This is a genomic window from Aquimarina aggregata, assembly GCF_001632745.1.
Lineage (GTDB): Bacteria > Bacteroidota > Bacteroidia > Flavobacteriales > Flavobacteriaceae > Aquimarina > Aquimarina aggregata.
Genome location: NZ_LQRT01000013.1, coordinates 181,861 through 206,568, shown reverse-complemented (window position 1 = coordinate 206,568; position 24,708 = coordinate 181,861). Strand labels below are relative to the sequence as shown.

Annotated in this window: 22 protein-coding genes; 14 read left to right on the top strand and 8 right to left on the bottom strand. The window is 32.3% G+C overall.

Annotated features, from left to right (window positions below; translation table 11 throughout):
• Positions 1-63 precede the first annotated feature (63 nt).
• Entirely contained in the window at positions 64-285 is a 222-nt protein-coding gene (locus tag AWE51_RS12215) for a hypothetical protein (protein WP_066313875.1), read from the bottom strand.
• A 282-nt stretch (positions 286-567) separates the two neighbouring features.
• Between AWE51_RS12215 and AWE51_RS12210 the strand changes: the two genes are divergently transcribed.
• The 4 genes from AWE51_RS12210 to AWE51_RS12195 all read left to right on the top strand — a co-directional run bounded on the left by AWE51_RS12210 (position 568) and on the right by AWE51_RS12195 (position 4,144).
• Complete coding sequence (locus AWE51_RS12210) at positions 568-1,059, top strand: RNA polymerase sigma factor (protein ID WP_066313873.1); 492 nt, start codon at positions 568-570, stop codon at positions 1,057-1,059.
• Positions 1,043-1,651, top strand: a complete 609-nt coding sequence (locus AWE51_RS12205; RefSeq protein WP_066313871.1) for a hypothetical protein — start codon at positions 1,043-1,045, stop codon at positions 1,649-1,651. Before AWE51_RS12210 ends, AWE51_RS12205 begins: the two co-directional genes overlap by 17 nt.
• On the top strand, positions 1,635-3,014 hold the full coding sequence (locus AWE51_RS12200) for a hypothetical protein (protein WP_066313870.1): 1,380 nt from the start codon (positions 1,635-1,637) through the stop codon (positions 3,012-3,014). Before AWE51_RS12205 ends, AWE51_RS12200 begins: the two co-directional genes overlap by 17 nt.
• A 482-nt stretch (positions 3,015-3,496) precedes the next feature.
• Positions 3,497-4,144 carry a hypothetical protein gene (locus AWE51_RS12195; protein WP_066313869.1) on the top strand — a complete coding sequence of 216 codons (648 nt, stop codon included), beginning with the start codon at positions 3,497-3,499 and terminating at the stop codon, positions 4,142-4,144.
• A 178-nt stretch (positions 4,145-4,322) separates the two neighbouring features.
• Here the strand turns inward: AWE51_RS12195 and AWE51_RS12190 are convergent, their stop codons facing one another.
• Entirely contained in the window at positions 4,323-4,670 is a 348-nt protein-coding gene (locus AWE51_RS12190; protein WP_066313867.1) for a DUF6249 domain-containing protein, read from the bottom strand.
• Between the two features lie 138 nt (positions 4,671-4,808).
• On the opposite strand from AWE51_RS12190, the gene AWE51_RS12185 reads away from it, so the two are divergent.
• The 3 genes from AWE51_RS12185 to AWE51_RS12175 all read left to right on the top strand — a co-directional run bounded on the left by AWE51_RS12185 (position 4,809) and on the right by AWE51_RS12175 (position 7,412).
• On the top strand, positions 4,809-5,396 hold the full coding sequence (locus AWE51_RS12185) for an RNA polymerase sigma factor (RefSeq protein ID WP_066313865.1): 588 nt from the start codon (positions 4,809-4,811) through the stop codon (positions 5,394-5,396).
• Positions 5,380-5,772 carry a hypothetical protein gene (locus AWE51_RS12180; RefSeq protein WP_066313861.1) on the top strand — a complete coding sequence of 131 codons (393 nt, stop codon included), beginning with the start codon at positions 5,380-5,382 and terminating at the stop codon, positions 5,770-5,772. The genes AWE51_RS12185 and AWE51_RS12180 overlap by 17 nt, the downstream gene beginning before the upstream one ends.
• A 323-nt stretch (positions 5,773-6,095) precedes the next feature.
• Positions 6,096-7,412 carry a flavin-containing monooxygenase gene (locus tag AWE51_RS12175; protein ID WP_066313860.1) on the top strand — a complete coding sequence of 439 codons (1,317 nt, stop codon included), beginning with the start codon at positions 6,096-6,098 and terminating at the stop codon, positions 7,410-7,412.
• A gap of 7 nt (positions 7,413-7,419) precedes the next feature.
• On the opposite strand, the gene AWE51_RS12170 is transcribed toward AWE51_RS12175, so the two are convergent.
• Positions 7,420-7,965 carry a DUF4334 domain-containing protein gene (locus tag AWE51_RS12170; RefSeq protein ID WP_066313859.1) on the bottom strand — a complete coding sequence of 182 codons (546 nt, stop codon included), beginning with the start codon at positions 7,963-7,965 and terminating at the stop codon, positions 7,420-7,422.
• 149 nt (positions 7,966-8,114) lie between these two features.
• Here AWE51_RS12170 and AWE51_RS12165 point away from each other — a divergent pair, with 149 nt between their 5' ends.
• Positions 8,115-8,804, top strand: coding sequence for a peptidoglycan DD-metalloendopeptidase family protein (locus tag AWE51_RS12165; RefSeq protein WP_066313858.1), 690 nt, complete (start codon positions 8,115-8,117; stop codon positions 8,802-8,804).
• Positions 8,805-8,887: 83 nt separating this feature from the next.
• On the opposite strand, the gene AWE51_RS12160 is transcribed toward AWE51_RS12165, so the two are convergent.
• The 4 genes from AWE51_RS12160 to AWE51_RS12145 all read right to left on the bottom strand — a co-directional run bounded on the left by AWE51_RS12160 (position 8,888) and on the right by AWE51_RS12145 (position 15,608).
• Positions 8,888-10,771 carry an Ig-like domain-containing protein gene (locus AWE51_RS12160; RefSeq protein WP_066313856.1) on the bottom strand — a complete coding sequence of 628 codons (1,884 nt, stop codon included), beginning with the start codon at positions 10,769-10,771 and terminating at the stop codon, positions 8,888-8,890.
• A gap of 316 nt (positions 10,772-11,087) precedes the next feature.
• Complete coding sequence (gene secA / locus AWE51_RS12155; RefSeq protein WP_066313855.1) at positions 11,088-14,444, bottom strand: preprotein translocase subunit SecA; 3,357 nt, start codon at positions 14,442-14,444, stop codon at positions 11,088-11,090.
• Between the two features lie 229 nt (positions 14,445-14,673).
• Complete coding sequence (locus AWE51_RS12150; protein ID WP_008272287.1) at positions 14,674-14,895, bottom strand: DUF2795 domain-containing protein; 222 nt, start codon at positions 14,893-14,895, stop codon at positions 14,674-14,676.
• Between the two features lie 137 nt (positions 14,896-15,032).
• Complete coding sequence (locus AWE51_RS12145) at positions 15,033-15,608, bottom strand: cob(I)yrinic acid a,c-diamide adenosyltransferase (RefSeq protein ID WP_066313854.1); 576 nt, start codon at positions 15,606-15,608, stop codon at positions 15,033-15,035.
• A 313-nt stretch (positions 15,609-15,921) separates the two neighbouring features.
• Here AWE51_RS12145 and recR point away from each other — a divergent pair, with 313 nt between their 5' ends.
• The 6 genes from recR (at position 15,922) to AWE51_RS12115 (ending at position 22,339) form a co-directional block, all read left to right on the top strand.
• Entirely contained in the window at positions 15,922-16,542 is a 621-nt protein-coding gene (recR, locus tag AWE51_RS12140) for a recombination mediator RecR (protein ID WP_066313852.1), read from the top strand.
• Positions 16,543-16,555: 13 nt separating this feature from the next.
• The gene (locus AWE51_RS12135; protein WP_066313850.1) at positions 16,556-17,683 is read left to right on the top strand and encodes a glycosyltransferase family 2 protein; all 1,128 of its coding nucleotides are present in this window, start codon (positions 16,556-16,558) and stop codon (positions 17,681-17,683) included.
• Between the two features lie 90 nt (positions 17,684-17,773).
• Positions 17,774-19,114: a dihydrolipoamide acetyltransferase family protein gene (locus AWE51_RS12130; protein ID WP_066313848.1), complete on the top strand. Its 1,341-nt coding sequence runs from the start codon at positions 17,774-17,776 to the stop codon at positions 19,112-19,114.
• 230 nt (positions 19,115-19,344) lie between these two features.
• A complete protein-coding gene (locus tag AWE51_RS27185) occupies positions 19,345-19,566 on the top strand; it encodes a PLD nuclease N-terminal domain-containing protein (RefSeq protein WP_082832420.1) in 222 nt (73 codons plus the stop codon).
• A gap of 154 nt (positions 19,567-19,720) precedes the next feature.
• Positions 19,721-21,355: a DUF5060 domain-containing protein gene (locus tag AWE51_RS12120; protein ID WP_066313846.1), complete on the top strand. Its 1,635-nt coding sequence runs from the start codon at positions 19,721-19,723 to the stop codon at positions 21,353-21,355.
• Positions 21,356-21,433: 78 nt separating this feature from the next.
• Positions 21,434-22,339: an AraC family transcriptional regulator gene (locus AWE51_RS12115; RefSeq protein WP_066313844.1), complete on the top strand. Its 906-nt coding sequence runs from the start codon at positions 21,434-21,436 to the stop codon at positions 22,337-22,339.
• A gap of 111 nt (positions 22,340-22,450) precedes the next feature.
• On the opposite strand, the gene AWE51_RS12110 is transcribed toward AWE51_RS12115, so the two are convergent.
• Positions 22,451-24,628, bottom strand: a complete 2,178-nt coding sequence (locus AWE51_RS12110) for an acylase (RefSeq protein ID WP_066313843.1) — start codon at positions 24,626-24,628, stop codon at positions 22,451-22,453.
• Positions 24,629-24,708: the final 80 nt, after the last annotated feature.

Here is a 24,708-nt window from a genome sequence, read left to right as displayed (position 1 = left end):
TTTAAAGATAGTTTTTAGAAAATTGTTTACATCTAAAAATAGTTTAAAATATGCCCGACATTACTATTTAGCTACGCGAGCAAGGTTCATTACATGTATAGCACAGGTGTTTCGTATAGAAGTAAGAATCTGAACTATTGATTCGGATAGATGTTTGTTCTCGAGAAGTAGATCAATATGCTTTATTAAAAGCTGTGCGCAATTACTATTCTTTTTTACAAGATTATATATATCATTTACATCATCGATACTCTGATAATCGCAATCATTTTTTATTGTGTGCATGATTTTCTATTTATTGATAAAAGCCGTAGAGTAGTATCGTTTTGCTAGTATTCCTTACTTTGTAAATAGTTAAATTTGTATTAATTGTTTGATATTCAGTAATTTGTTGGTTTGTAATTTTTTTTATGTATAATTTTGCAACAAAGAAAATAGGATTACGTCTTTATAAATGAGTACGATTTAAGATAGTTTTTCTAGTATTAATCACTAACCTAAATAAAAGAAAGTTTGTTACAAAGCGAGCTAATAGAACAATGTAGGACTAATGACCGTAGAGCCCAGATGAAGCTTTATAATAAATACTCAAAAGGTATGTATTATGTAGCATTACGATTCCTCAAAGATCCTTTTGAAGCAGAGGAAGCGATGCAAGAATCTTTTATCAAAGCATTTACAAGACTTCATCAATTTACAGGTGATGTGACTTTTGGTGCATGGTTAAAACGGATCGTTATTAATAAAAGCATAGATATGCTAAAAGCCAAGAAAATGAACATGGTAGCAATTAATGAACAAGTAATGTCTACTGTAGAAGAACAAAACGACTGGTCAGTATCAGATTCAGTTACTGTGGATGAGGTTAAAAAGGCTATTGAAAGGTTACCCGAAAAGTATAAATATGCCGTCATGCTTTTCCTTATAGAAGGATACGATCATAATGAGATAAGTGAAATTTTAGATATAACATCAGTAGCATCGCGGACATTGGTGCATAGAGGTAAAAAACAACTACAAGAACAATTAAAACATTTAAGAGATGGCACAGGATATTAGAGAGCTTTTAAAGCAAGATAAGCACATTCCTGTAGAGCAAATACAGGAAGGTCATGAGGATCGTTTTATGGCCAGATTGGAAAAAGAACTTCCAAAAAAAGCAAGACGTTTTAATTATAACTGGCTTAAAATTGCAGCGAGTGTTGTTGTTATTCTTACCGTTTCTTTAATGTCTATTAACCGATTTGGAGATAATTCTGATGGACCAAAAGTAGTAGATACAGATAATGGTCCTGTTCAAAATGCTACAATTAAAATAAAAAAACAGACTTCTACTTTGGCAGAAGCATTCCCAGAATATGAAGAGGTAGAGAATAATATACTAACTACTATAAAGTTTCAACTTTCGAATATAAAAGTAGATGATACGAATAGGGATTTGGTAGATAGTTTTATGAAAAGGTTACAAAACCTAGATAAAGAGTATCAGCAGCTTAATAAAGAACTTATCGAAGTTGGACCAAATGTACAAAGTGTAGAGGCTATGATGGATAATTTGACCATTAGACTATCACTTTTAAAAAGGCTAAATGATAAATTAAAAGAATTAGAGAGAATTGAAAAAGAAAATTACAATGAGGTACAAGCTTAATATAGCTGCGATTAGCGTGTTATGTTGTGCAGGGTTGTTTGCACAAGAAAAGCATGATAAGTTAAGTGAAAAACTAGCTGTAGAAGAAGACGTTACTGTTACTCTTAATACAAGTCATACTAATATTGTCTTTGAAACCTGGAATAAAAACACAATAGCTATAGAGGCATACTTAGAAGGAGACCTTGACGATGATAATAGTAAGCGTATTTTAGAAAGTTGGCAAGTTGATGTGTTAGGAAATAGTAAAGAGATTACTATTAATTCTACTGCGGGTAATTTATGGAGAGGAGAAGTCACAGCTTCTAGTATCAGAACAGATGAAAAACTAAGACAACAATTAAAAATGTTAAGTCCGGTTATTTCTGAAAGATTAGGTCCTCTAATAGAGAATATGGCAAAAAACCCTATGCCAAGTACGCTAAACAATGATAATCAAGCAAATGTAGCTCTTAGTAACGGTCAGTATAAATCGAAAGATGAAAAATATATCCAACAATGGGAGAGTCAAATACGTGAAAAATTTGATGATGGTAAAAAGGAGGAAAATCAAAAATGGACTTCAAACCTTACCGATGGATCACAAAATATTTCAGGTAAAATGCAGATTCGTGTAGAAACATGGACACAACAGTACGGGAAACAAATGGAAACATGGGTTACACAAAATATTAGAGATGTAGATGATCAACATGGGGGTACTGCTAATGTAACAGTATATCAATACAGCACTAGCAGAGCAAAAACAAATAATGGCAATAAAATTATTAAAGTTCGTATGCCCAAAAAAGCTAATTTAAGACTTAATATTCGTCATGGCAACGTGCAATTAGCAGAAGTATCGACTAATGTTAAGGCATCTTTGTCCCACACAACCCTCTCTGCAGATGTGATTAATGGAGATCAAACATTTATTAAAGCATCTTATTCTCCAGTTTTTGTGAGACAATGGGATAACGGTAAGCTTGTTGTTAATTATGTCAAGAATTGTAGAATACAAAATGCTAAAAACCTTTTAGTTAATGCAGATTCTAGTAACATATATATTCAAGAGTTAGATAAAAATGCGGCTATCTCTGGAAGTTTTGGAGTAATAACAATTGCCAACCTAGGAGAGTCTTTTTCTACACTCGATCTTGCTGTTCAAAACAGTGACTTTAAATTAAAATTGCCAGAGACATCATTTAACTTGTCTTATAGTGGGGCTCAAAGTATTATTTCGTTGCCTAGAACTCTAGAAATAAATACTCGAAAGAATTTTGGTAATGTATTTATTAATGGATTTCAAAATACTCGAAGTACTGATAAAATGATTACAATCAATGCAAAATACAGTAAAGTAATGCTTAGTAATAAAGAGTAAATGCATAAAAGAATTTAGTAGTAATAATGTAGTGTTAATTATAAAAAAGCTCGGTCAGTAGAATGATTGAGCTTTTTTAGTTAACAATACTTTAAGAAATTTTGTTAACTAAAACCTTAAGGGTTAATAATTCTAATATTTAGTATAAAATCCTTCTATAAGTCAAAAAAATCAGCAATACTAATGTTTTCTTACCTGATTATGAAGACAAAAACTACTTTTTATGAATGTAGAATAAAGTAAGAATAATCAAAATATTGTCTTTTAGTCCTTATAAATTGCATTTAAACCGTTTTGTTTCAATTATTTTAAAAATAAACAACTGATAATCAGGTATTTATCTTTTTTTTAGGTCAATTTTAACACTTTTTGTGTTTTTTATCGAAAATCAATGCTATTTGATCTAAAAGTCTGATTTATAGTTTGTTTAACTAGAATTAAGTGATATTATTGTAAGGTAAAACCGTAATAAAAACATGGCGATGAGATTGACAGTATTTATTTTTAGTTTATTTTTCTTTTTAAATAATTATGCAAATAATGATGATCAAACTCTTTCTGTAGAGAAAGATGGTCTTGTTGTTATTGTTTTAGATTTTGAAGAAGGAGATAAAATAAAACTGTTTGAATTAGAAACAGGGGATCACATCTTATCTAAGACCTATAGCCAAATAGACCTTAGTCAATTACCTGTTGGTTCTTATCTGTTAGAAAACAGCTACGGTAAATCTGTAGTTATTAATAGATTAGAAGAAGAGCTTAATGTAGACGGTGCTATAGAAACAATCCATAATGACTTTTTAGTAGAGATGGATAGTAAAAAAGCTTTAATGCCTGCTGAAATTGATGTAGAGCAAGAGTTTATTCATTACTATGATAAAACACAAACTAATTTGTTAGCTATCACAAGAGAAGGTGATATGATAACAGTAGTTGATTTTGAAGAAGGAGATAAGATAAAGTTATTTGAATTAAAAAATACGGTTCATATTTTATCAAAGACAACGAATTATGTTGATATGAGTCAATTACCAGAAGGAGTTTATGTACTTGAAAATGGTAATGGAGATTCTGTAGTAATAGAAAAATATTCTGAAGACGAAAGTCTAGTAGCAGATACAGATATGTAAGACAATATAAATACTTATTTCATAAGCCCATTCTAACTTAGGATGGGTTTTTTTATGGTATGAATTGTAATTTGGGCTTGGGCTTGGACTTGGACTTGGGCTTGGATGATTTATTAAATGTATTAGTATACAAAACCCTGCGTATAAGCAGGGTTTTGTATACAGCAATTAGATAAATTTATTTATCTAATTTTTTTGTCATATTAAACCCTGTAAATAATCCAACTCCTGCCATTAAGAAAATAGTGCCAGGATAAGCTATGTCCTCTTCTACACCAACTGAAACATGCAAAATCCCTGCTATAAAAATGCCAATTCCAATTCCCATTAATAGTAAAGAAAAATTTAAAATTAGCACTTTCCAGATTGGAGTTACTCTTTTTTCTTTACTACTATAAAAGATAGACGCATCCGCGCCTTTTTCTATAAGTGCCATGCGTTCTTTGTTTCTTGCACTAATGAATAAATAAAATATGCCAAATAATACTCCAAAGATTAATGGTAAAATAACTACTTCTGATCCCATATTTTTTGATTTAAAAGTTAATAACTGTTCGTTTTCTTGGTATGACGAGGTTTGATTTAAAATGGTTACAAAAAAATGAAAAAAAATAGATTCATATTTTCTGTAACCAAGTAAGACTTAATATCGTCTTATGAATAAATGAACCATCAATCAGATCAATATTATATCGATAAAGTTCTCGAAGGAGAAGTAAATGCTTTTTCAATACTAGTAGAACGCTACCAAAGTTTGGTGTATACTGTGGTATATAGGATGGTGAAAAATAAAGAACATGCAGAAGAAATAGCGCAGGATAGTTTTATTAAAGCATTTAAATCATTAAAAAATTATAGAGGCGACTCTAAATTTTCTACTTGGTTATATACAATAGCATATCGTAAAAGCTTAGATGCTATAAAATCTAAAAATCGAGTACTTACATCCGAATTAATTGAAGAAATTGGTGAAGGAGATATTGCTTTAGTCAGTGATGCACTTAGTTATTTGCAAGCAAAAGAAAGAAAAGAAATGATATCAAATAGTATTTTAAAGTTACCAGAAGATGAGGCAGTTATTGTGACTTTATATTATTTTGAAGAGAAAAGTGTAAAAGAAATCGTTGAGATTGTAGATTTAACGGCAGATAATGTAAAAATAAAGTTATATCGTAGTAGAAAAAAACTATATTCGATATTGAAACATCACATTTTGCCAGAAATTAGTAATAAAAATGGACAAGCAATATAAAGACATAGAACATTTAGTCAAAGATGCTGGGTTGGATAATCCGTCCCCAGACTTTTTGAAAAATGTAATGGATCAAGTTGAGGTTTCAAACATTTCGGCTCCTGTAATATATAGCCCATTGATTTCAAAAAAATCTTGGCTGGTAATAGGATTAATTTCTTTAGTTTTATTATGCATTGTGCCCTTTCTTTCAAATACAAAAATTGATTTTATTCAAAATATTGACTTTTCCTTTTTTCAAATACTAAAAATACAAAACCTATTTTCTGGATTTACATTTCATGTTTCCACAATTTATGGCGTTTTGTTTTTGGCACTTTTGTTTTTTATTCAAATTCCAATACTCAAAAAAAGAATCGACAAAAGTTTTTCATAATGTAGTGTCTGATTTAGAAGCTATGAATACTTATATAGATTCATTTTAGATCACTTTTTCTACTCATTTTGATTGTTGGGTTACATGAATTAAGTAAACCCATGAGCCAAACTATGTACAGTGTTTATATAAAGGCAATGCCTTTTACTAAAGATATCCAAGAGCACTGGGATATTAGTTTTCATACTTTTAAATAAGTGAAACGAAAAAATATTTTTTAAACTGAAGCACATTCTCTATTTTACAGACATAAATCAAGCTACAAGAATTACAAAAGGTATGTATCCACTTTTATTTTGTTATTCTTTATTATCATTTGAAATATGCAAAAAAGAGTGTGTGTTATTGGTGCAGGACCTAGTGGTATTACTGTTATTAAAAATTTAAGAGATAAAAATATCAATGTTGTTTGTTATGATCGAAATACCGAAGTAGGCGGTAACTGGATTTACTCAGAAGATGAAAGTCACTCTAGTGTTTTCGAAACTACTCATATCATTAGTTCCAAAACACTATCTCAATACGAAGATTATACTTTTGACGATTTTGATAAGACAGTCGCAGATTATCCTTCTCATGATGAGCTAAGAAGGTATTTTCAAAGTTATGCCAAACATTTTGATTTGTATTCGTTTATTGTATTTGAAACAAGTATAAAACATTGTGAAAGAGTTGCTGATAATGAATGGCATATTACTATTGTTCAAAATAATAAGGAGCGTATCGAGGTATTTACAGATTTAGTAGTTTGTAATGGTCATCATTCTGTTCCTAGGATGCCAGAATACCCGGGCAACTTTACAGGAAAATTCATGCACTCACATCAATATAAAAAAGCAACTCCTTTTACTGATAAAAAAGTATTAGTTATAGGAGGAGGTAATTCTGCTTGTGATGTAGCAGTAGAAACCAGCAGAGTTAGTCAAAAAACAAGTATAAGTTGTAGAAGAGGTTATCGAATCATTCCAAAGTTTTTTTTCGGACTTCCATCAGATGTTATAGGAGAGCGTTCTTCATGGTTACCAATTAGAATTAGACGTTGGTTTTTTGATAGATTATTAAACATTATGTTGGGTAAAAACAAATTATATGGTTTACAAGAAGTTAAGACTAAATTTGGAGAAACACACCCCACCATTAATGATGAATTATTGTATAAAATTAGACATGGTAAAGTACAACCAAAAGTTGATATTGAAAGATTAGAAAAGAATACAGTCTATTTTAAAGATGGTTCTAAAGAAGAAATTGATGTCATAGTGGCTTGCACAGGATATGTGCTCAAACATTCTTTTTTTGATAAAGATTTTATTGATTATAGTAATGGTCCTGTACCGTTATATTTAAAGATGTTTCATCCAGAATATCATGATGTGTTTTTTGTAGGAATGTTTCAACCATTAGGGTGCATATGGCCGGGGTCAGAATTACAAAGTAAACTATTGGCAAATTATTTAACAGGAGATTGGAAAATGCCATCTAATATCAAGGCTCTTTGTGAAAGAGAGGTTACAAACCCGCATTACAAACAAATTGATACTCCAAGACATACCATTACGGTAGATTTTCATACTTTTAAAAAGTCATTACTAAAACAATTACCTAAAGACTGGAAAGTAAAGAAACTTAAAGTAGTATAAAAAGGGTTTATTTTATTTTCTGAAGATAAAAAAAGAACTCGTATTTAGCTTTACCTTTCATATCCATTATCCCCATAATAGTATTTTGATCAATTTTTCTAAAATGATCTATTATCGGAAGATAGTAATACACCATGCTTGAAGATGTCTTACCTCGATAATGGATTTCTCTTAAACATGCTTTGGTAGCAGGCATTCTGTATTTTTGCTGTTCTGTCCATATTTTCCAAGGAAAATAAAGAAGAGTGCCAAGAAAACCAACTACAGAGAAGAATCGAAATTTATGAACCACAGCATCTACATGATTGATGGTGTGAAAAATCTTACCATACCATTGTCCAAGTTCTAATAATCCATCTAAAGGAGTTCCTACTTTCCAAGAACCACCTTTCCAATGGCCTAACATCTCATTAGGTAGAATTTCTGGTAAAGAGTCATAAAAGGTAAATAATTCATCTTTTAGTAGTGTCTTTTGAGCAGTATTCTTTGTTTGTTTACCCTTTGCAATAAGTTGATTAAATATTTCTAAGTTTTGTCTCAAATCATCCCGCATGCTTTTCTAAATAACCGTTAGTAATTATGTTTTTGTAAGATACAATAACTTTAATGCAGTTGAAAAAATATAGAAGAAAGAACCTGTTGGATTTAGTATATTTGAAACTGAATATCTTATATTTCAAACCCAATTAATGCTACAAATTAATGATCATAAGAGATTTTTCAGGATTTATTGAGAATGTCGAGTCAAATTTTATACCGGTAGTATCTTCAAGGTTTTCTCAAGAAGAATATATTGAGATAGATCTATCTGAAGATAATCATAGACTAGATGTAATAGATGTTTCTTCTTCTAAGGCCTTTGAAATTTATATTAACCGATATCTAAAAGAGAATAATGCAAGTATAGCATACGGGGGATATAATGAGATAAGAGGAATCTATCGTAGAAGCACACATTTTAATCAAGAAAACCCAGAAACAGAACGTAATATTCATTTAGGCTTAGATGTTTGGTGTGATGCTAATACTTCAGTTTTAGCTCCTCTTGATGGTAAGATACATAGCTTTAAAAACAATACTGGCTTTGGAGATTATGGTCCTACTATTATTTTAGAGCATACAATACATGATATAGTTTTTTATACGCTGTATGGGCATTTAAGCATAGCTTCGATCGCTAACATTAGGATAGGTGAAAAAATTAAACAAGGACAAGAAATTGCTGTCCTAGGTGACGCATCAGTTAATGGAGATTATGCTCCTCACCTTCATTTTCAAGTCATTAAAGATTTACAAGGTAATATTGGAGATTACCCTGGGGTTTCGAATAGAAATGATATAGAGTTTTATCTTCAAAATTGTCCCGATCCTAATCTATTGTTGAAAATTTAGATTTGTTTATATATAGTATAGCTCTTTAAAAACACCGAAAATATACGAATTCGGTGTTTTTAGAGAGTATATAAACTTAACTGTTAGTTTAAAATTATTTGATCATTACGTAGCGTTGCAGATTTACGAACCCCAGAATCATTATCAATAGTTAAATCGGCAAACGAGACAAACACATTAGCACTGTCATAAATTATTAAGGAAACTTCTATAGTTACTTCATCATCATTTGGCATTGTGAATTCAATGCGTTCTGTTTCGATATTGAAAGAAGTTATACCCTCAAAAGTATCAGTTACGTATGTAATAGTTAGTCCGTTTTGTTGCGAAGCATCTAGTATTTCTTCTCCATTTTTCTTTTTTACAGAAAAGGTACTTTCAATAAAAATAGAATTTGGATCTATATCTTGTGCTAAGCTCCCAAAACCATAAATCTGTAATGTAACTTTTGAGTTTGCAGGAGCTTTATAAACACCTGTTGTTTCATCATATGATGTAAGGTCTTCTATAACTATAAAATCTCTAACTGCACTTATAGAATTATCCGCTACAGAAGTAACTATTACACTGGCATTTCCAACACCAACTGCCTTGGCTATAGGTCCACTGCTAATTTCCATAACATTTGGGTCTGTAGAGGTAAAGATGATGTCTTTATTAGTAGCATCTTCTGGTTCTATTCTTGGAAATACATTTTGTGACTCACCTGTAAATAAAGTCTTCGGGTTTTCAGAAAAGAACGTAAAACCGCTAATTGGAATTGGTGTACGAACTATACGCAGCATAATACTGGCGGATATTGTGGTGTCAACGGTAGAGGTAACTGTGATAGCTACTGTGCCTTCTTGTAATCCAGTAACATTTCCATCAGCATCAACAGATGCTATTGTTGGGTCACTTGATGTAAAGGTAAAGCTGTCGTCGGCAGAACCTGTTTCGATATTAAATTTATTGACTTGTATTTTTTTACTATCATTAACTAATAATGAGGATCTTTTTGGTTGCGCTGAAATAAATTTAGCACCTATCGGCCTTGGTTCGGTAACTGTGAGTTCAATTGAAACGGTTATTTGAGGGTTGTCAACAGAAGTTGCAGTAATAGTGGCTATTCCAATATTTTTTGTAGTAACATAGCCAGATTTATCTACAGAGGCAATAGTTTCATCACTACTTGTCCAGACTAGATCCACAGCATTTGCATTTGCTGGTATAAATATTGGAATTAATTGCACAAAACTTTTTCCTTCAAAACTAGTAGTTGTCCCTCTAAAGAAAGTAAAACCAGTTAATGGTACTTCACTTGGATCGGGTAATGTGGTGAATTCAAAATCCAGAGCTGCTGATTTTTGATTTGTACTAATAGCCAAAAGAACACCACTATACGTTGTATCTGGCTCTAAATTTTCAAATATATAAGAGGTTTCTGTTAAGTCACTAGAGACCAAATCGCCGTCGACATAAATAGTATATGTTATGGTAGAATTGTCGCTTATAGTGGCAGTATCCCAATTTAATGTTGCGCTATTATTAGTTATATTATTTGCGGTAAGATTAGAAACTTGTGGTATGGGAGCATTAGGATCTGCAAATTGTTTCGTTTTAAGAGAAAATGGGATAGGAGGCAACTCGACAAACACTTTATTCTTTGACCTACTATCATCGGTGGTTTTGGGTACTATGCGTCCTGTATAGTTGGTATTTGCATCTAGTTTTGTTAATGTGTAATCTGTATCAGTATTACTATCTTTGATTTTAGTATCACCTAAATAAATATCATAGACTATAGTTTCATTATTTTCTCCAGTGACTACTGGCCATTTGAGATTAACTAAGTTAAATGAAATGTCGCTGTCATTAATTATTATTTCTGAATTTTCAGGACTTTCTTGAGGATTAGATTCATCATCACTACAACTTACAAGTAGTAACAGTGATAGTAAAAAGGTAATAGTTGTTGTAAATTTCATAAGACTTGAATAAATAATTTAATTGTAATCGCCTTGTTTTTTACCAAACAAACCACGAGGCTATATTTGTTAACTACAAATCTTTTAAAATGTTACTTCTATTGGGTACGGTAGTTCATGATATTTATAAATCCGGACTAATTAATTAGATTAAACTTCCTTTTTGAATTAATACTGTACATGCTTCGTTTTCTGAAAATTATTCATTTCGCTGTTAACTATTTCAGAAGAACAATCATTAATGTCACAGGAAAAAAACAGAAAAGCCTGAAGGGATTATCGCTTCAGGCTTTTCTATATTTAACATCAAATATTGTTAATCATTAATAATGACCCACTCTCCTTTTTCGATTAAAGGAATCGCTTGCTTATATTTGACAGTTTTATTTTCACCACTCATTACATGCTTGATGGTAACTTTGTCATTACGTCCAATTTTTGGTTGTTCACGCACTATGGTCTCAGTCACCTGAGGTCTTGATTGTGTTTGACCAGCTTCTCTATTTTGAGCGGCTCGTTCATCCATGTTTGGAATTTCTTCTTTAGAAGTTTCAAGGTTTTCTTTTCTGCGTACCTGACGAGCTTCAGAAATATCTTGAGTGTTCCCAGTTGGCAGCTCTCCTTTAAATAAGAAAGAAATAACATCTTTATTAACTTCCTCGATCATGGCTTTAAATAATTCAAAAGCTTCAAACTTATAAATTAACAAAGGATCTTTTTGTTCATGAACAGCTAATTGAACACTTTGTTTCAGTTCATCCATTTTACGAAGATGTGTTTTCCAAGCATCATCTATAATTGCTAAAGTGATGTTTTTCTCAAAATCTGTTATCAGTTGTTTACCTTCAGATTCGTATGCTTTTTCAAGATTTGTAGCAACATTTATGTTTTTTACTCCATCTGTAAATGGTACTAAAATGCGTTCGTATTTACTAGATGGATCTTCATAAACTTGTTTGATTACAGGATATGCAGCTTCAGCATTACGTCTCATTTTATCCTGATAATGTGTATATGCCGATTTGTAAATTTCACCGGCTATCTTTTTAGAATCCATTTTTTCGAATTCTTCTTCAGATACAGGACTACTCATAGAGAAGTAACGTATTAGTTCAAATTCAAAATTCTTATAGTCTAGAGATATTTTATTTCCTTCTGCAATAACTTCAGAAGTGTCATAGATCATATTCGCAATATCCACACGTAAACGTTCTCCAAATAAGGCGTGATAACGACGCTTATATACTACTTCACGTTGTGCGTTCATTACATCATCGTATTCTAATAATCGTTTACGAACTCCAAAGTTATTTTCTTCTACTTTTTTCTGCGCTCTTTCGATAGATTTTGAGATCATAGAATGTTGGATAACTTCACCTTCTTTTAATCCCATTCTATCCATCATCTTTGCAATACGTTCTGATCCAAAGAGTCGCATTAAATTATCTTCAAGAGATACATAAAATTGAGAACTACCTGGATCTCCTTGACGTCCTGCACGACCTCTTAACTGTCTATCTACACGACGAGAATCATGACGTTCTGTACCTACAATTGCAAGACCGCCGGCTGCTTTTACAGCATCAGATAATTTAATATCGGTACCACGACCTGCCATATTGGTTGCGATTGTTACAACACCAGGATTACCGGCTTCTGCTACAATATCAGCTTCTTTTTTATGCAACTTCGCATTTAATACATTATGTGGGACTTTACGGATGGTTAGCATTCGTCCTAATAATTCCGAAATTTCAACAGAGGTAGTACCAATAAGAACTGGTCTTCCTGCTTGAGATAGTTCTGTCACTTGCTCAATAACGGCATTGTATTTTTCACGTTTGGTTTTGTAAACCAAATCCTCCATGTCATTTCTAGCAATAGGTCTGTTGGTTGGAATTTCTACAACGTCTAACTTGTAGATTTCCCAAAGTTCACCAGCTTCTGTAACGGCAGTTCCTGTCATCCCAGATAATTTACCATACATACGGAAATAATTCTGAAGCGTTACTGTGGCAAAAGTCTGCGTTGCATCTTCGATCTTTACATTTTCTTTAGCTTCAATAGCTTGGTGAAGACCGTCACTATAACGACGACCGTCCATTATACGACCAGTCTGTTCATCAACAATTTTAACTTTATTGTCCATAACTACATATTCAACATCTTTTTCGAATAATGAATATGCTTTTAACAATTGGCGTAATGTATGTATACGTTCACTTTTTACACTATACTCTCTAAAAAGATCTTCTTTCTTCTCGGCTTCTTCTTCTTTCGATAACCCACCGCCTTCGATTTTAGCGATTTCCATGCCGATTTGAGGCAATACAAAGAAATCAGGATCATCTTTACCAGAAAGATATTCTACACCTTTATCTGTAAGATCAATTTGGTTATTTTTTTCTTCGATCACGTAATAAAGATCTGCATCAATTTTGTGCATTTCTCTATTATTATCTTGCATGTAGAAATTTTCTGTTTTTTGTAGTAATAGTTTTACACCTTCTTCACTCAAAAACTTTATTAAAGCTTTGTTTTTAGGGATACCTCTATATACTTGTAGTAATTTGAATCCTCCTTCTTTAGTATTTCCTTCTTTAATCAGTTTTTTAGCTTCTGCAAAAACGGTAGTCAAGTATTTTTGTTGTACCCCAACGATATCAGCTATTTTTGGCTTAAGTTCGTCAAACTCATGAATATCACCTTTTGGTATAGGACCTGAAATAATTAAAGGAGTACGTGCATCATCGATTAATACAGAATCTACTTCATCAATAATCGCATAATTATGTGGTCGCTGTACTAAATCTTCAGGGGCGTGAGACATATTATCACGCAAATAGTCGAATCCAAATTCGTTATTGGTACCATATGTAATATCTGCATTATAGGCTGCACGACGTTCTGTAGAGTTTGGTCTATGATTATCTATACAATCAACGGTTAAACCATGAAATTGAAATATCGGAGCCATCCACTCACTATCACGACGAGCTAGGTAATCATTTACCGTTACAAGGTGCACCCCGTTACCAGAAAGTGCATTAAGATATACAGGAAGTGTAGCTACTAATGTTTTACCTTCTCCAGTTTGCATCTCGGCAACTTTTCCTTCGTGTAAAGCAATACCTCCAATTAATTGCACATCATAGTGGACCATATCCCACTTTACTTCTTTTCCGGCGGCATCCCAACTTGTTGACCATATGGCTTGATCACCATCTAACGTAATATGCTCTCTCGCTCCAGAAAGCTCACGATCATATGCAGATGCTGTTACTTCTATGGATTCATTATTTGCAAAACGTTTTGCTGTTTCTTTGACTACAGCAAAAGCTTCTGGTAAAATATCATTAAGAGCATTTTCTGTAATCGTATACGCTTCTTCTTTTAATGCGTCTATTTCTGCATAAATATCTTCTTTTTTGTCGATATCTTCAGTGTTATTAGCATCTTCATTAAGTGCGTCTATTTTGGCATTAACCTCTGCACGCGCTTCGTTTATCTTATTTTTAAACTCAGTAGTTTTGGCACGAAGCTCATCATGTGTAAGATTTGATAAAGCCTTTTCTGCTTGCTTTACCAGTTCAACCTTTGGTTGAATACCTTTTATATCTTGTTTGGATTTATCTCCAACAAATACTTTTAATACAGAATCTAAAATTCCCATAATTTATGGTTGTTGTGTGTTTAATGAGATTTTAATTTCAATAATGAAATTAATTTACCATCTCTATTGAGATACAATCGGGAAAATTCCCAAAAATGGGACATCCTTAAGTTATCTCAAAGCCTTTATTGGCTATGTTATACAATGTTAAAACGTAAAAAGCCGTAAAGCAGCATAATTTACGCAAAAAAAAAGCCTCTTGCGAGACTTTTAATACTATTTCGATGTTTTAATATTCATCCTCATTCCAAAGATAATCTTCGTCAGTGGGATAATCCGGCCATATTTCTTCAATAGAGTCGTATGAATCTCCTTCATCTTCGATTGCTTGTAGGTTTTCTACAACTTCTAGAGGTGCTCCAGTACGAATTGCATAATCTATTAATTCGTCTTTTGTAGCTGGCCAAGGCGCATCACTTAAATACGATGCCAATTCTAAAGTCCAATACATATGTTTACTGGTTTATTTTTTGCAAAAATAATTTTTTAGTTTAAAAAGTCAAGTAAAAAATTAATTATTTCAACAATAATTATAAGAACGTAATTTTTTTAAGGATAAATCCTAATAAATTTTAAAAGGAAAATGGATTATGAATTCTTCGTTGGAATCCATTGTATTTCATTTGCCTTTAAATCGTGGGACAACTTTCGTGCCAGTACAAAAAGATAGTCAGATAGTCGGTTTAAATATTGTAAAGTGGTCTCTTCAAAGGGTTCTAACTCGTAAAGTGCAGTCGCCAAACGCTCCGCTCTTCTGCATACACAACGGGCAATGTGACAGAATGACACAGTTTGATGTCCACCAGGTAATATAAAATGTGTCATCTGTGGTAAAGCGTCGTTCATTCGATCCATTTCTTTTTCTAGCAACTCGATATTTGTAATCGAAATAGTAGGAATGTTTAATCGTTTTTGTCCACTCTTTAGAATAGCTTTTTCTGGGTCTGTAGCTAGAACAGCACCCACAGTAAAAAGTTTATCTTGTATGTCTACAAGTACTTTTTTGCTTAGTTCATCAATTTCTTGATCTCTAATCAGGCCAATATGCGAGTTAAGTTCATCTACCGTACCATAGCTATCAATGCGAATATGATGTTTAGGTACTCTGGTGCCGCCAAATAGAGCAGTGGTACCTTTGTCGCCAGTTTTTGTATATATCTTCATTATGAGTTTAACTTTAGAATTATAAATTTTGAAAAGTACTATTGTTTCTTTTTCTTATCAAAGTAATTTTTCTTGAAATTACGTTTTTTCCGACCGTATAACTTATTTTTATTCCGTTTGGTGTTCCATGATACTGCAATAAATAGAATCGCAATTCCTACCACCATTAAAATAAGCTGTATTTCTTCAGAAAGGGAATCGAACATTATTTTTACTTTTAGAGTAAAAGTAGAAAAATGCTTTTAAATGTGTAGTAATAATCAAAAGGTATTTATGAAGAGGTCTTCATTAAAAATAGTAAATTTGCTTAGCTATGGAATTTTCTTCAAAATTATTAGAAAATGCAGTATACGAGATGTCGCAGCTACCCGGAATAGGAAAAAGAACGGCATTACGATTGGTACTTCATTTATTAAGACAACCCGAATCACAAACGGCACACTTAGTAAGTGCTTTAGGTACTTTGCGTAAAGAGATTAAATTTTGCAAAAACTGTCACAGTATTAGTGATGATCAGATTTGTGATATTTGTAGTAATAATAGTCGGTTCAAAGATATTATTTGTGTTGTTGAAGACATAAGAGATGTAATGGCTATAGAGAGTACAGGGCAGTATAGAGGTTTATATCATGTTCTTGGTGGAAAAATTAGTCCTTTAGATGGTATTGGACCTCAGGATCTAACAATAAGTTCTTTGATAACAAAAGCTAAATCAGGAGAGGTAAAGGAGTTGATATTTGCATTAAGTGCTACTATGGAAGGTGATACCACGAATTTCTATATTTATAAGCAGTTAGAAGAAATAACGATTAAGACCTCTACTATTGCAAGAGGTATTAGTGTTAATGACGAGTTAGAATATGCAGATGAAGTTACCTTAGGAAGAAGTATTCTTAATAGAATCCCTTTTGAAAATGCCTTAAAAAATCCTTAGAATGAGGTGATTTATGAAATTATCTATTATTATAGTTAGTTATAATGTACGTTATTTCTTAGAACAATGTTTGCTTAGTGTTTATGAAGCTATAGAATCGATTGATTCAGAAATTATTGTTGTAGATAATTGTTCCCATGATGATAGTCTTCATATGTTGCAAAATCAATTTCCGAAAGTTACAGTAATTAAAAATAAAATAAATGTAGGCTTTGCAAAAGCTAATAATCAAGGGGTATTCATTGCGAGAGGAGAGTATGTTTGTCTTCTTAATCCTGATACCGTGATAGGTGCAAATATATTTAAGGACCTTTTAGGTAAAATAGTTAAATTACCTCATGCTGGATTATTAGGTCCAAGATTAATTAATGGTAGAGGAGATTTTTTACATGAGAGTAAGCGAAATATTCCATCCCCTTTGTCGTCGCTTACAAGACTTTTTGGAATTAGAGTGGAGCAGATAAAAAGCTACTATGCGGATCATATTTCTGGAAAAGCTATTGGGGATGTAGATGTACTAGTTGGAGCTTTTCTATTTGTGAAAAAAGAAATATATAAATTAGTAGAGGGTTTTGATGAGGATTATTTTATGTATGCCGAAGATATTGACTTGTCATATAAAATTAAGAAAAAAGGGCTCCAGAATTATTATATAGGCAATGTTTGTGCAATTCATTATAAAGGAGAAAGTACGGATCGCAATGCAACATATGTGAGAAGATTTTATACTGCTATGCGGTTCTTTTATAAGAAACACTTTAAAAGTACTAGGTTTTTAGATTTTTTAATTTCGATTGCAATACATATTGTATCTAGGATTCAATCCTTCAAGAATTTTGAAAAAGAAAAAAGAAAAATAACTTTATATTGTTTGCTCTCTAATGATAATGATTTATATGATTTAATAAAGAAAACATTAGGTAAGAACTTAGAGCTTAGAAGCAGTATAGGAAAAGAAGATTTGGGAGATCAAAATATCGAGATTATCTTTGACAATAGTTTTATTAGTTTTGATGAAATTATTAATCAAATGCAAAAGTTACGAAAACGCAACGTAACTTTTAGAATAAGACCTAAGAATCGCAATTATATCATTGGGAGTGATTTTAGTGATGGAAAGGGAGAAGTATTATCTTTTTAGGTAAATTTTAATAGAGGAAAATTAATTTTTAAGGTTAATTTTAAGTAAATTCGCAAAAAATATAACGTACAAACACTTTTAATTAGGAATATGGCAAAATTTGAGCTTAAGCTTCCAAAAATGGGGGAGAGTGTTGCAGAGGCAACAATAACAACTTGGTTAAAAGAAATAGGAGATACTATCGAGTTGGATGATACTGTTGTTGAGATTGCAACAGATAAGGTAGATAGTGAAGTACCTAGTGAAGTAGAAGGTGTTTTGGTAGAAAAACTATTTGATGTTGACGATGTAGTACAAGTAGGCCAAACAATAGCTATTATAGAAACTGAAGGTGATGATGTTCCTGTTTCAGCTCCGGAAACGACCAAAGTAGATACTAAAGACGCTCCTAAAGAAGCTGTAGTTATAGAAACTCAAATAGCAGAAACTACTGAAGCAGTTACTAATGCGGCTGTAGATTTTTCTGAAAGTACTTCATTTTACTCTCCGTTGGTAAAAAATATTGCTGCAGCAGAAAATGTTTCATTGGCAGAATTAGAAGCTATTGCAGGTACGGGTAAAGATGGTCGTGTAACCAAAAATGATATATTAGGATTTGTAGAAGATCGTAAGAATGGAACGACTACAACTAAGACTGCTGCTCAACCAGAAAAAGTTCAGCCTGTTGCTGCTCCAAGTAAAAAGGAGAGCGCTCCTAAAGCTACACCAGTAGTAGCCTCTGGAGAAGATGAAATCATAGAAATGACGAGAATGGGGAAACTCATTTCTCATCATATGGTAGAATCTGTTCAAACGTCTGCTCATGTTCAGTCATTTATAGAAGCCGATGTAACTAATATCTGGAACTGGAGAAAGAAGGTAAAAGGTGATTTTATGAAAAGAGAAGGAGAGAACTTAACGTTTACTCCGATTTTTATGGAAGCTGTCGCAAAAGCAATTAGAGATTTTCCAATGATTAATATCTCTGTTTCTGGAGACACAATAATTAAAAAGAAAAATATAAATCTTGGTATGGCAGCTGCTTTATCCGATGGTAATTTGATTGTTCCTGTTATAAAGAATGCAGATCAATTAAATTTGGTAGGAATGACCAAGGCAGTAAATGATCTTGCAAATAGAGCCAGAAATAATGCGTTAAAACCAGATGATATTCAAGGGGGAACGTATACCGTAACCAATGTTGGAACGTTTGGTAGTATTATGGGTACACCGATTATTAACCAACCACAAGTAGCTATTTTAGCACTTGGAGCTATTAGAAAGGTACCTGCTGTCATAGAAACTCCTGATGGTGATTTTATAGGGATTAGATATAAAATGTTCTTATCACATTCATATGATCATAGAGTAGTCAATGGAGCATTAGGCGGTCAGTTTGTACAACGAGTTAAAGACTATTTAGAAGCTTTTGATGTAAATAGAGAGTTTTAGAAAATAGATTATGTAAGTAGTAATGCTGCTTCAATACATCAGATTGATAAAAAACCATGAAAAACTATATTCATGGTTTTTTATTTATAGCATGTCTTATCTCAATAAAGAATTTATATAATGATATTGTCTATAGAAACGTTACAAGCAATGAAAGATTAAGGTAACATTTTGTTTTTGTAAGACACAAACACATAATTATTAATAACTTTAAATAGTAAATTGAAGACATGATTATTTTAGGGATGTTAGGCATTTGGCAAATTTTACTTATTCTATTATTTCTTTCGCTTCTTTTAATATCAATAATGGCTTTGATTGATATTTTAAGAAACGAATTTACAGGAAATAATAAACTGATTTGGATACTGGTAGTACTTCTGTCCAACCTAATAGGTGCTATTTTATACTTTATAATAGGGGCAAATCATAAAATAAAAAAGCAAAAGTAAAAGAACCAAGATAGTCCTAGGATCTTTTGTAATTCACGTTAGTCAGGTTATGTCATAATTGAGCAATTTGTTGCATCATTTAAAAGGTATGTTCTCTAGTTTTTAGTCCTAAGTTTTTATTTTTATATAACAACCAAAAACAAAAAACTCAGGAATGAAACAGTTTGTCATACAAGTCCTTTTGCTGATATGTATTTCGCAGTATACAATAGCACAATATCAAGAGCAATCTTTTAAATCAAATAAAAAATACAGCAGTAAACAATGGGAGGTTTTAGATATCAAATTAGAATCCAAAAAAGTAACTAATCCCTTTAAAGATTCTAGTACAGTAGTATTTAAACATAGTACCGGTACAGAATTAACGCTGCCTCTAATTTATAACGGAGATGATGCATCTAAAAGCAAGTGGTTGATTCGGTTTTCTAGTGCTATATCTGGAGAATGGCAATTCGTTACAAAAAGTGATCACGCTACTTTAAACAAAAAACAAGGAGTAATAACTGTTTCTGCTAATCAAGATCATAAGGGAGGTTTACAATTATCTAAAGAAGATACTCGCAGTTTTTATTATGAATCAGGAGAGAAATATACACCAATAGCATTTGAATGTGATTGGTTATATGCACTGGATTATGCTAATCCAAATGAAATACCTAAAACAAATCATTTACTAGATCTGATAAAAGATAATGGATATAATCAGATCGTGATGAATGTGTTTTCTTATGATGTAAGCTGGAAGAAAGATGAAAAGTTAAAGGCGCACAAAGATCATGAATTTGGAGGTCCCGAAGCAATTTTTCCTTTTTTAGGAACAAATGAATCTCCGGATTTTAGTGGTTTGAATATCGATTTTTTTAAAAAATATGATCGTACGATACTTGCAATGCATGATCGACAATTATTTGCTCATATTATGATTTATGTGTGGAACAAGTTGGTTGCTTGGCCAGATATGCGATCCGATGCTGATAATATGTATTATGACTATGTTATTAAACGTTATCAAGCGTTTCCAAATGTACTTTGGGATGTTTCTAAAGAGGCCTTGTATTACGGTCGAGCCGATGAAGCGTATATATCCGAACGTATAGAACGCATTAGGAAGCAAGATAGTTATCAACGTTTAGTCACGGTTCATGATTATGGTTTCTGTAAAAAACATGCTGATGAGGTCGATTATATTTCTTCTCAAGATTGGAGTCATAATCTTTATAATCGTACACTAGAAGTTTATCAAACGTTTAAGAATAAACCTATCTTTAATATTGAACATGGCGGATATGAAACTTCTGACTATACAGTTTTTACGGGTGATTATACAAATGCAGAAGTATGCTTAAGAAGAAATTATATGTGTTTATTTGCTGGAGCAGGAACTACATACTATTGGCAAGGAAGTTCTTGGAATGTTGTAGTATATAATCCATTTGAACAGCCCGAAGACTCTTACAAGCCAAAATTCTCTTATTTTAAACATTTAAGTACTTTTTGGAAACAATTTATCAATGAAGATTTAAAACCAGCACCATGGGTAAACAGTAGTGGTTATGCACTAGCAAATAAGAAAGGTTTACAACTACATTATGTGCCTAAGGAAAATTTCCAAATAAAACTAGGTTGGCTTTTAAAGCCGGAAAAAGACAAGGTAAAAACTTATTATTGGTTTAATACACTTACAGGTGAAATGACTAAACCAATACCAACCAAAGGGTCAGGTTATGTAAACCCTTGGCGATACGAAGCAGATGCTATTTTAGTGTCAAAAGTAATAGATAAAAAGTAAAGGATGTCAGAAAACCTATATCATCATTATAATTTTTAGTATTTTCCTTAAAAATTGAATTATAAGTAATAGGGTTAAATGGTTTCAGAAGAATATATAGGCAGAATAAATATTATTCTAAGGTTTATTGATAATAACCTTGATAATCAACTGTCTTTAGAAAAGATTGCTGAAAAAGCAAGCTATTCGCCATTTCATTTTCATAGAATTTTTAAAGCAATCACGGGCGAGCCATTAAATGCATACATTATTCGTAAACGAATTGAAAAAACTGCAGGCATTTTAATAAGGCAAAAAGGGGCTCGTGTCTCAGAACTTTCTTTACAATATGGCTTTAGTAGTAACTCTTCTTTTACACGAGCATTTAAAAAGGTTTACGGGATAAGTCCTTCAGAATTTAGGAAATTGAGTCCAGGAAAATATAGCAAGATATGTAAAGTTGAAAGCAAGAATGGACAAGAAAATCAAATCTTTGAAAAATATATTTGCAACATTAATAATCAAATAACTTGGATTAAAATGAATGCAAAAATTGAAATTAAAGAATTTTTAGAAACGGATATAGCATATGTAACCCAAATAGGTGTTGAAGGTATAGAACAAGCATTTGATAAAGTACTGAGGTGGGGCAGATCAAAGGGAATGCTAGAAAATTCGAATACTAAAATAGCCAGAATATTTCATGATAGTTTTAAGATTACAGATCCTGATAAAGTGCGTATGAGTATCTGTATGTTTCTAGATAAAGAAATGAAAGCCGAAGGAGAAATAGGAATGGATAGTATAGCTGGTGGAAAACATATAGTAAGTAGGTTTGAAATTACGGTAGAAGAGTTTGAAAAGTCCTGGAGTGGTCTTTTTATTTGGATGAATGAAAACGGATATCAAAAATCAGCACATGATCCTTTTGAGATATATCACAATAACTTTAATGATCATCCTGAAAAAAAATGTATAGTTGATTTTTGTATTCCGATTAAATAAAAGTCTAATGGCTATAAAGTAAAAGAAGATATTTACAAAAGACTTTAAGAAACTGTTTTAATGTGTTTACTAAGTGGTTCCTGTAAATATCTTCTCTTTTTTTAGTTAATTTTATTTCTCTCCGGGATGATATGTTTTTTTTGCTCTTTTTACTACATCTTCTTTGTAATAGGCTACATCCTTAAATTTGACATCAATGTAACGTTGCGCTTGGTCATCAAAATGTGGAGAATCAGGATCACCACTTTGTCCACCAGCTAGCATAGTTTTGGCTTTCACTTTGTCTCCAAATTCAACAACTGCGACAAAACTATTGCCCGAAGTCCCATAAATGCGCTTTGTACCATCGTATGATTTGGCACCATATGAGGCTAAAGCTCCCCATCTACCAGAAGCTAATCCAACTGGCAGACTCGGTTTTGAATCATCAAAAGGTTGTTGTATATCGCCATTAATACGTTGATATCTATTGATTTCTCCCCAAGGAGTATTCCATGAACCAAAATCCGTATTAAGTTGTGAAATAGTTTTAGAAAAAATAGAAAGTCGCTCTTGAGCAGGTGAAGAGGTACCAAAGTAAGTGAAAGTTTCCATTGCACTCAAATTCTCTGGTTTTTTCCCTAGTTTTCGATAAGTTAATCCATAAAAATGCGCCAATGACATTGCCACGGATTCTGAAGACACTGCAAAATCCCATTTTCTTAAAATATCTATAGGTTCTTTTAGGTCTGTATTTTTAACAGGAGATTGGTCATAAGCTTCTATTAATCCTGGGATCAAAGTTTCAAAAGCAGGTAAGTATGGGTCATAACCAATCTCAATCAGCTTGTCTAGCGTTAGGCTATCTACTTTTTTTAAGAGACGAATCGCATGTATACCTCTAAAATTTTCTCTGTCGATTGACATGTATTTAGGATAATCCTCTTTTTTAGGGCTATACTCGGCTGCAGAAGTGAAAGGAGTCGAATTACAATTTTGTATCCAACCACTTTCAGGATTTACGACCACAATACTTTCATCAACGGTATGTAATCCTTTCCAATCGGTTGCAGGATTACTTCCATCAACAGGTTTTCTAAAATTAAATAGGGTATCTCTTTTAGGTATAAAATTACCATGATAATAAGCAATATTTCCATCCGCATCAGCATATACTGTGTTATTAGAAGAATTAGTTCTAATATTCATCATTTGCTTAAACGCTTTATGACCGTTTAATTTTGTGCGAGTGTATGATTGTTCCAGAGCTTTAACTGGGCTCCACATTAGTGCGGTCGAAACCCATTTATCATCTATCATATGGGTGATAGGACCATGATGTGTTTTGTATATAGGAAATTCTCTTTCTCTAATTTGATCACGATCTTTATATTTCAAAGTCACTTCTGAGGTGGCTACATCCCTAGATTCATCGCCATAAGCGTATTTTAATTGTCCATCTTGGCTGGATATAGTCTCTATATACTCATCGATCACATCAGTATAGGTCGAAGTATGCATCCAACCTGTTTTTTCATTAAACCCTTGGTAAACAAAAAACTGTCCCCAAGTAATAGCACCGTAAGCATTTAACCCTTCTTCACTAACAACATGAACTTCACCTCTAAAGAAAAAGGAAGTATGTGGATTGATTAAAAGCATGGCATTACCTGATTGAGTACGTTTTCCCGAAATAGCAAAACCATTGGAACCACTGGGTTCTGAATGAGGATCTTTGTGTGTTAAGGCATCGCCATAAGCTGTGAGTTTTAGGGCTTCTTTATTTTCGTAAAAAGCTTTAATTCTTTTAGTAGACACCCTTTCTATATCACCACCTATAGACCCTTCACTAAAATACATAGGCATCCATGGCTCAAAATGAGTGATTAATTTAGGCGTAACTTCAGGGTGTGTATAGAGATAATAATTAATACCATCGGCAAAGGCATCACATAGTTTTTTTAACCAAACAGGAGCCTTTTCATAATTGGCAATAGCTTCTTCTTTAGTCATAAATAAACGAGCACGTAAATCACTATATATAGCTTCTTCTCCCTCTACTTCTGCTAGTCTTCCTATAGCCCAAATATAGTTTTGTTCTACCCTGTTAAAATCATCTTCACATTGCGCATATAATAAACCAAAAACGGCATCTGCATCTGTCTTTCCATAAATATGAGGAACTCCAAAATCATCCCTAATGATTTCTATATTAGAAGCATGTTTCTCCCAGCGGGTCACTTCTGTATTTGTGTCTTGTTTTTTACATGCAATTATGGCTACAAATAGAGTAAGAAGTATTTTTTTCATTAAAAATAAGTTTTGAGATGTGTGTGATTGTCTAAAAATACTAAAACATAGATAATTAAATCAATTATAACTCATCTTCT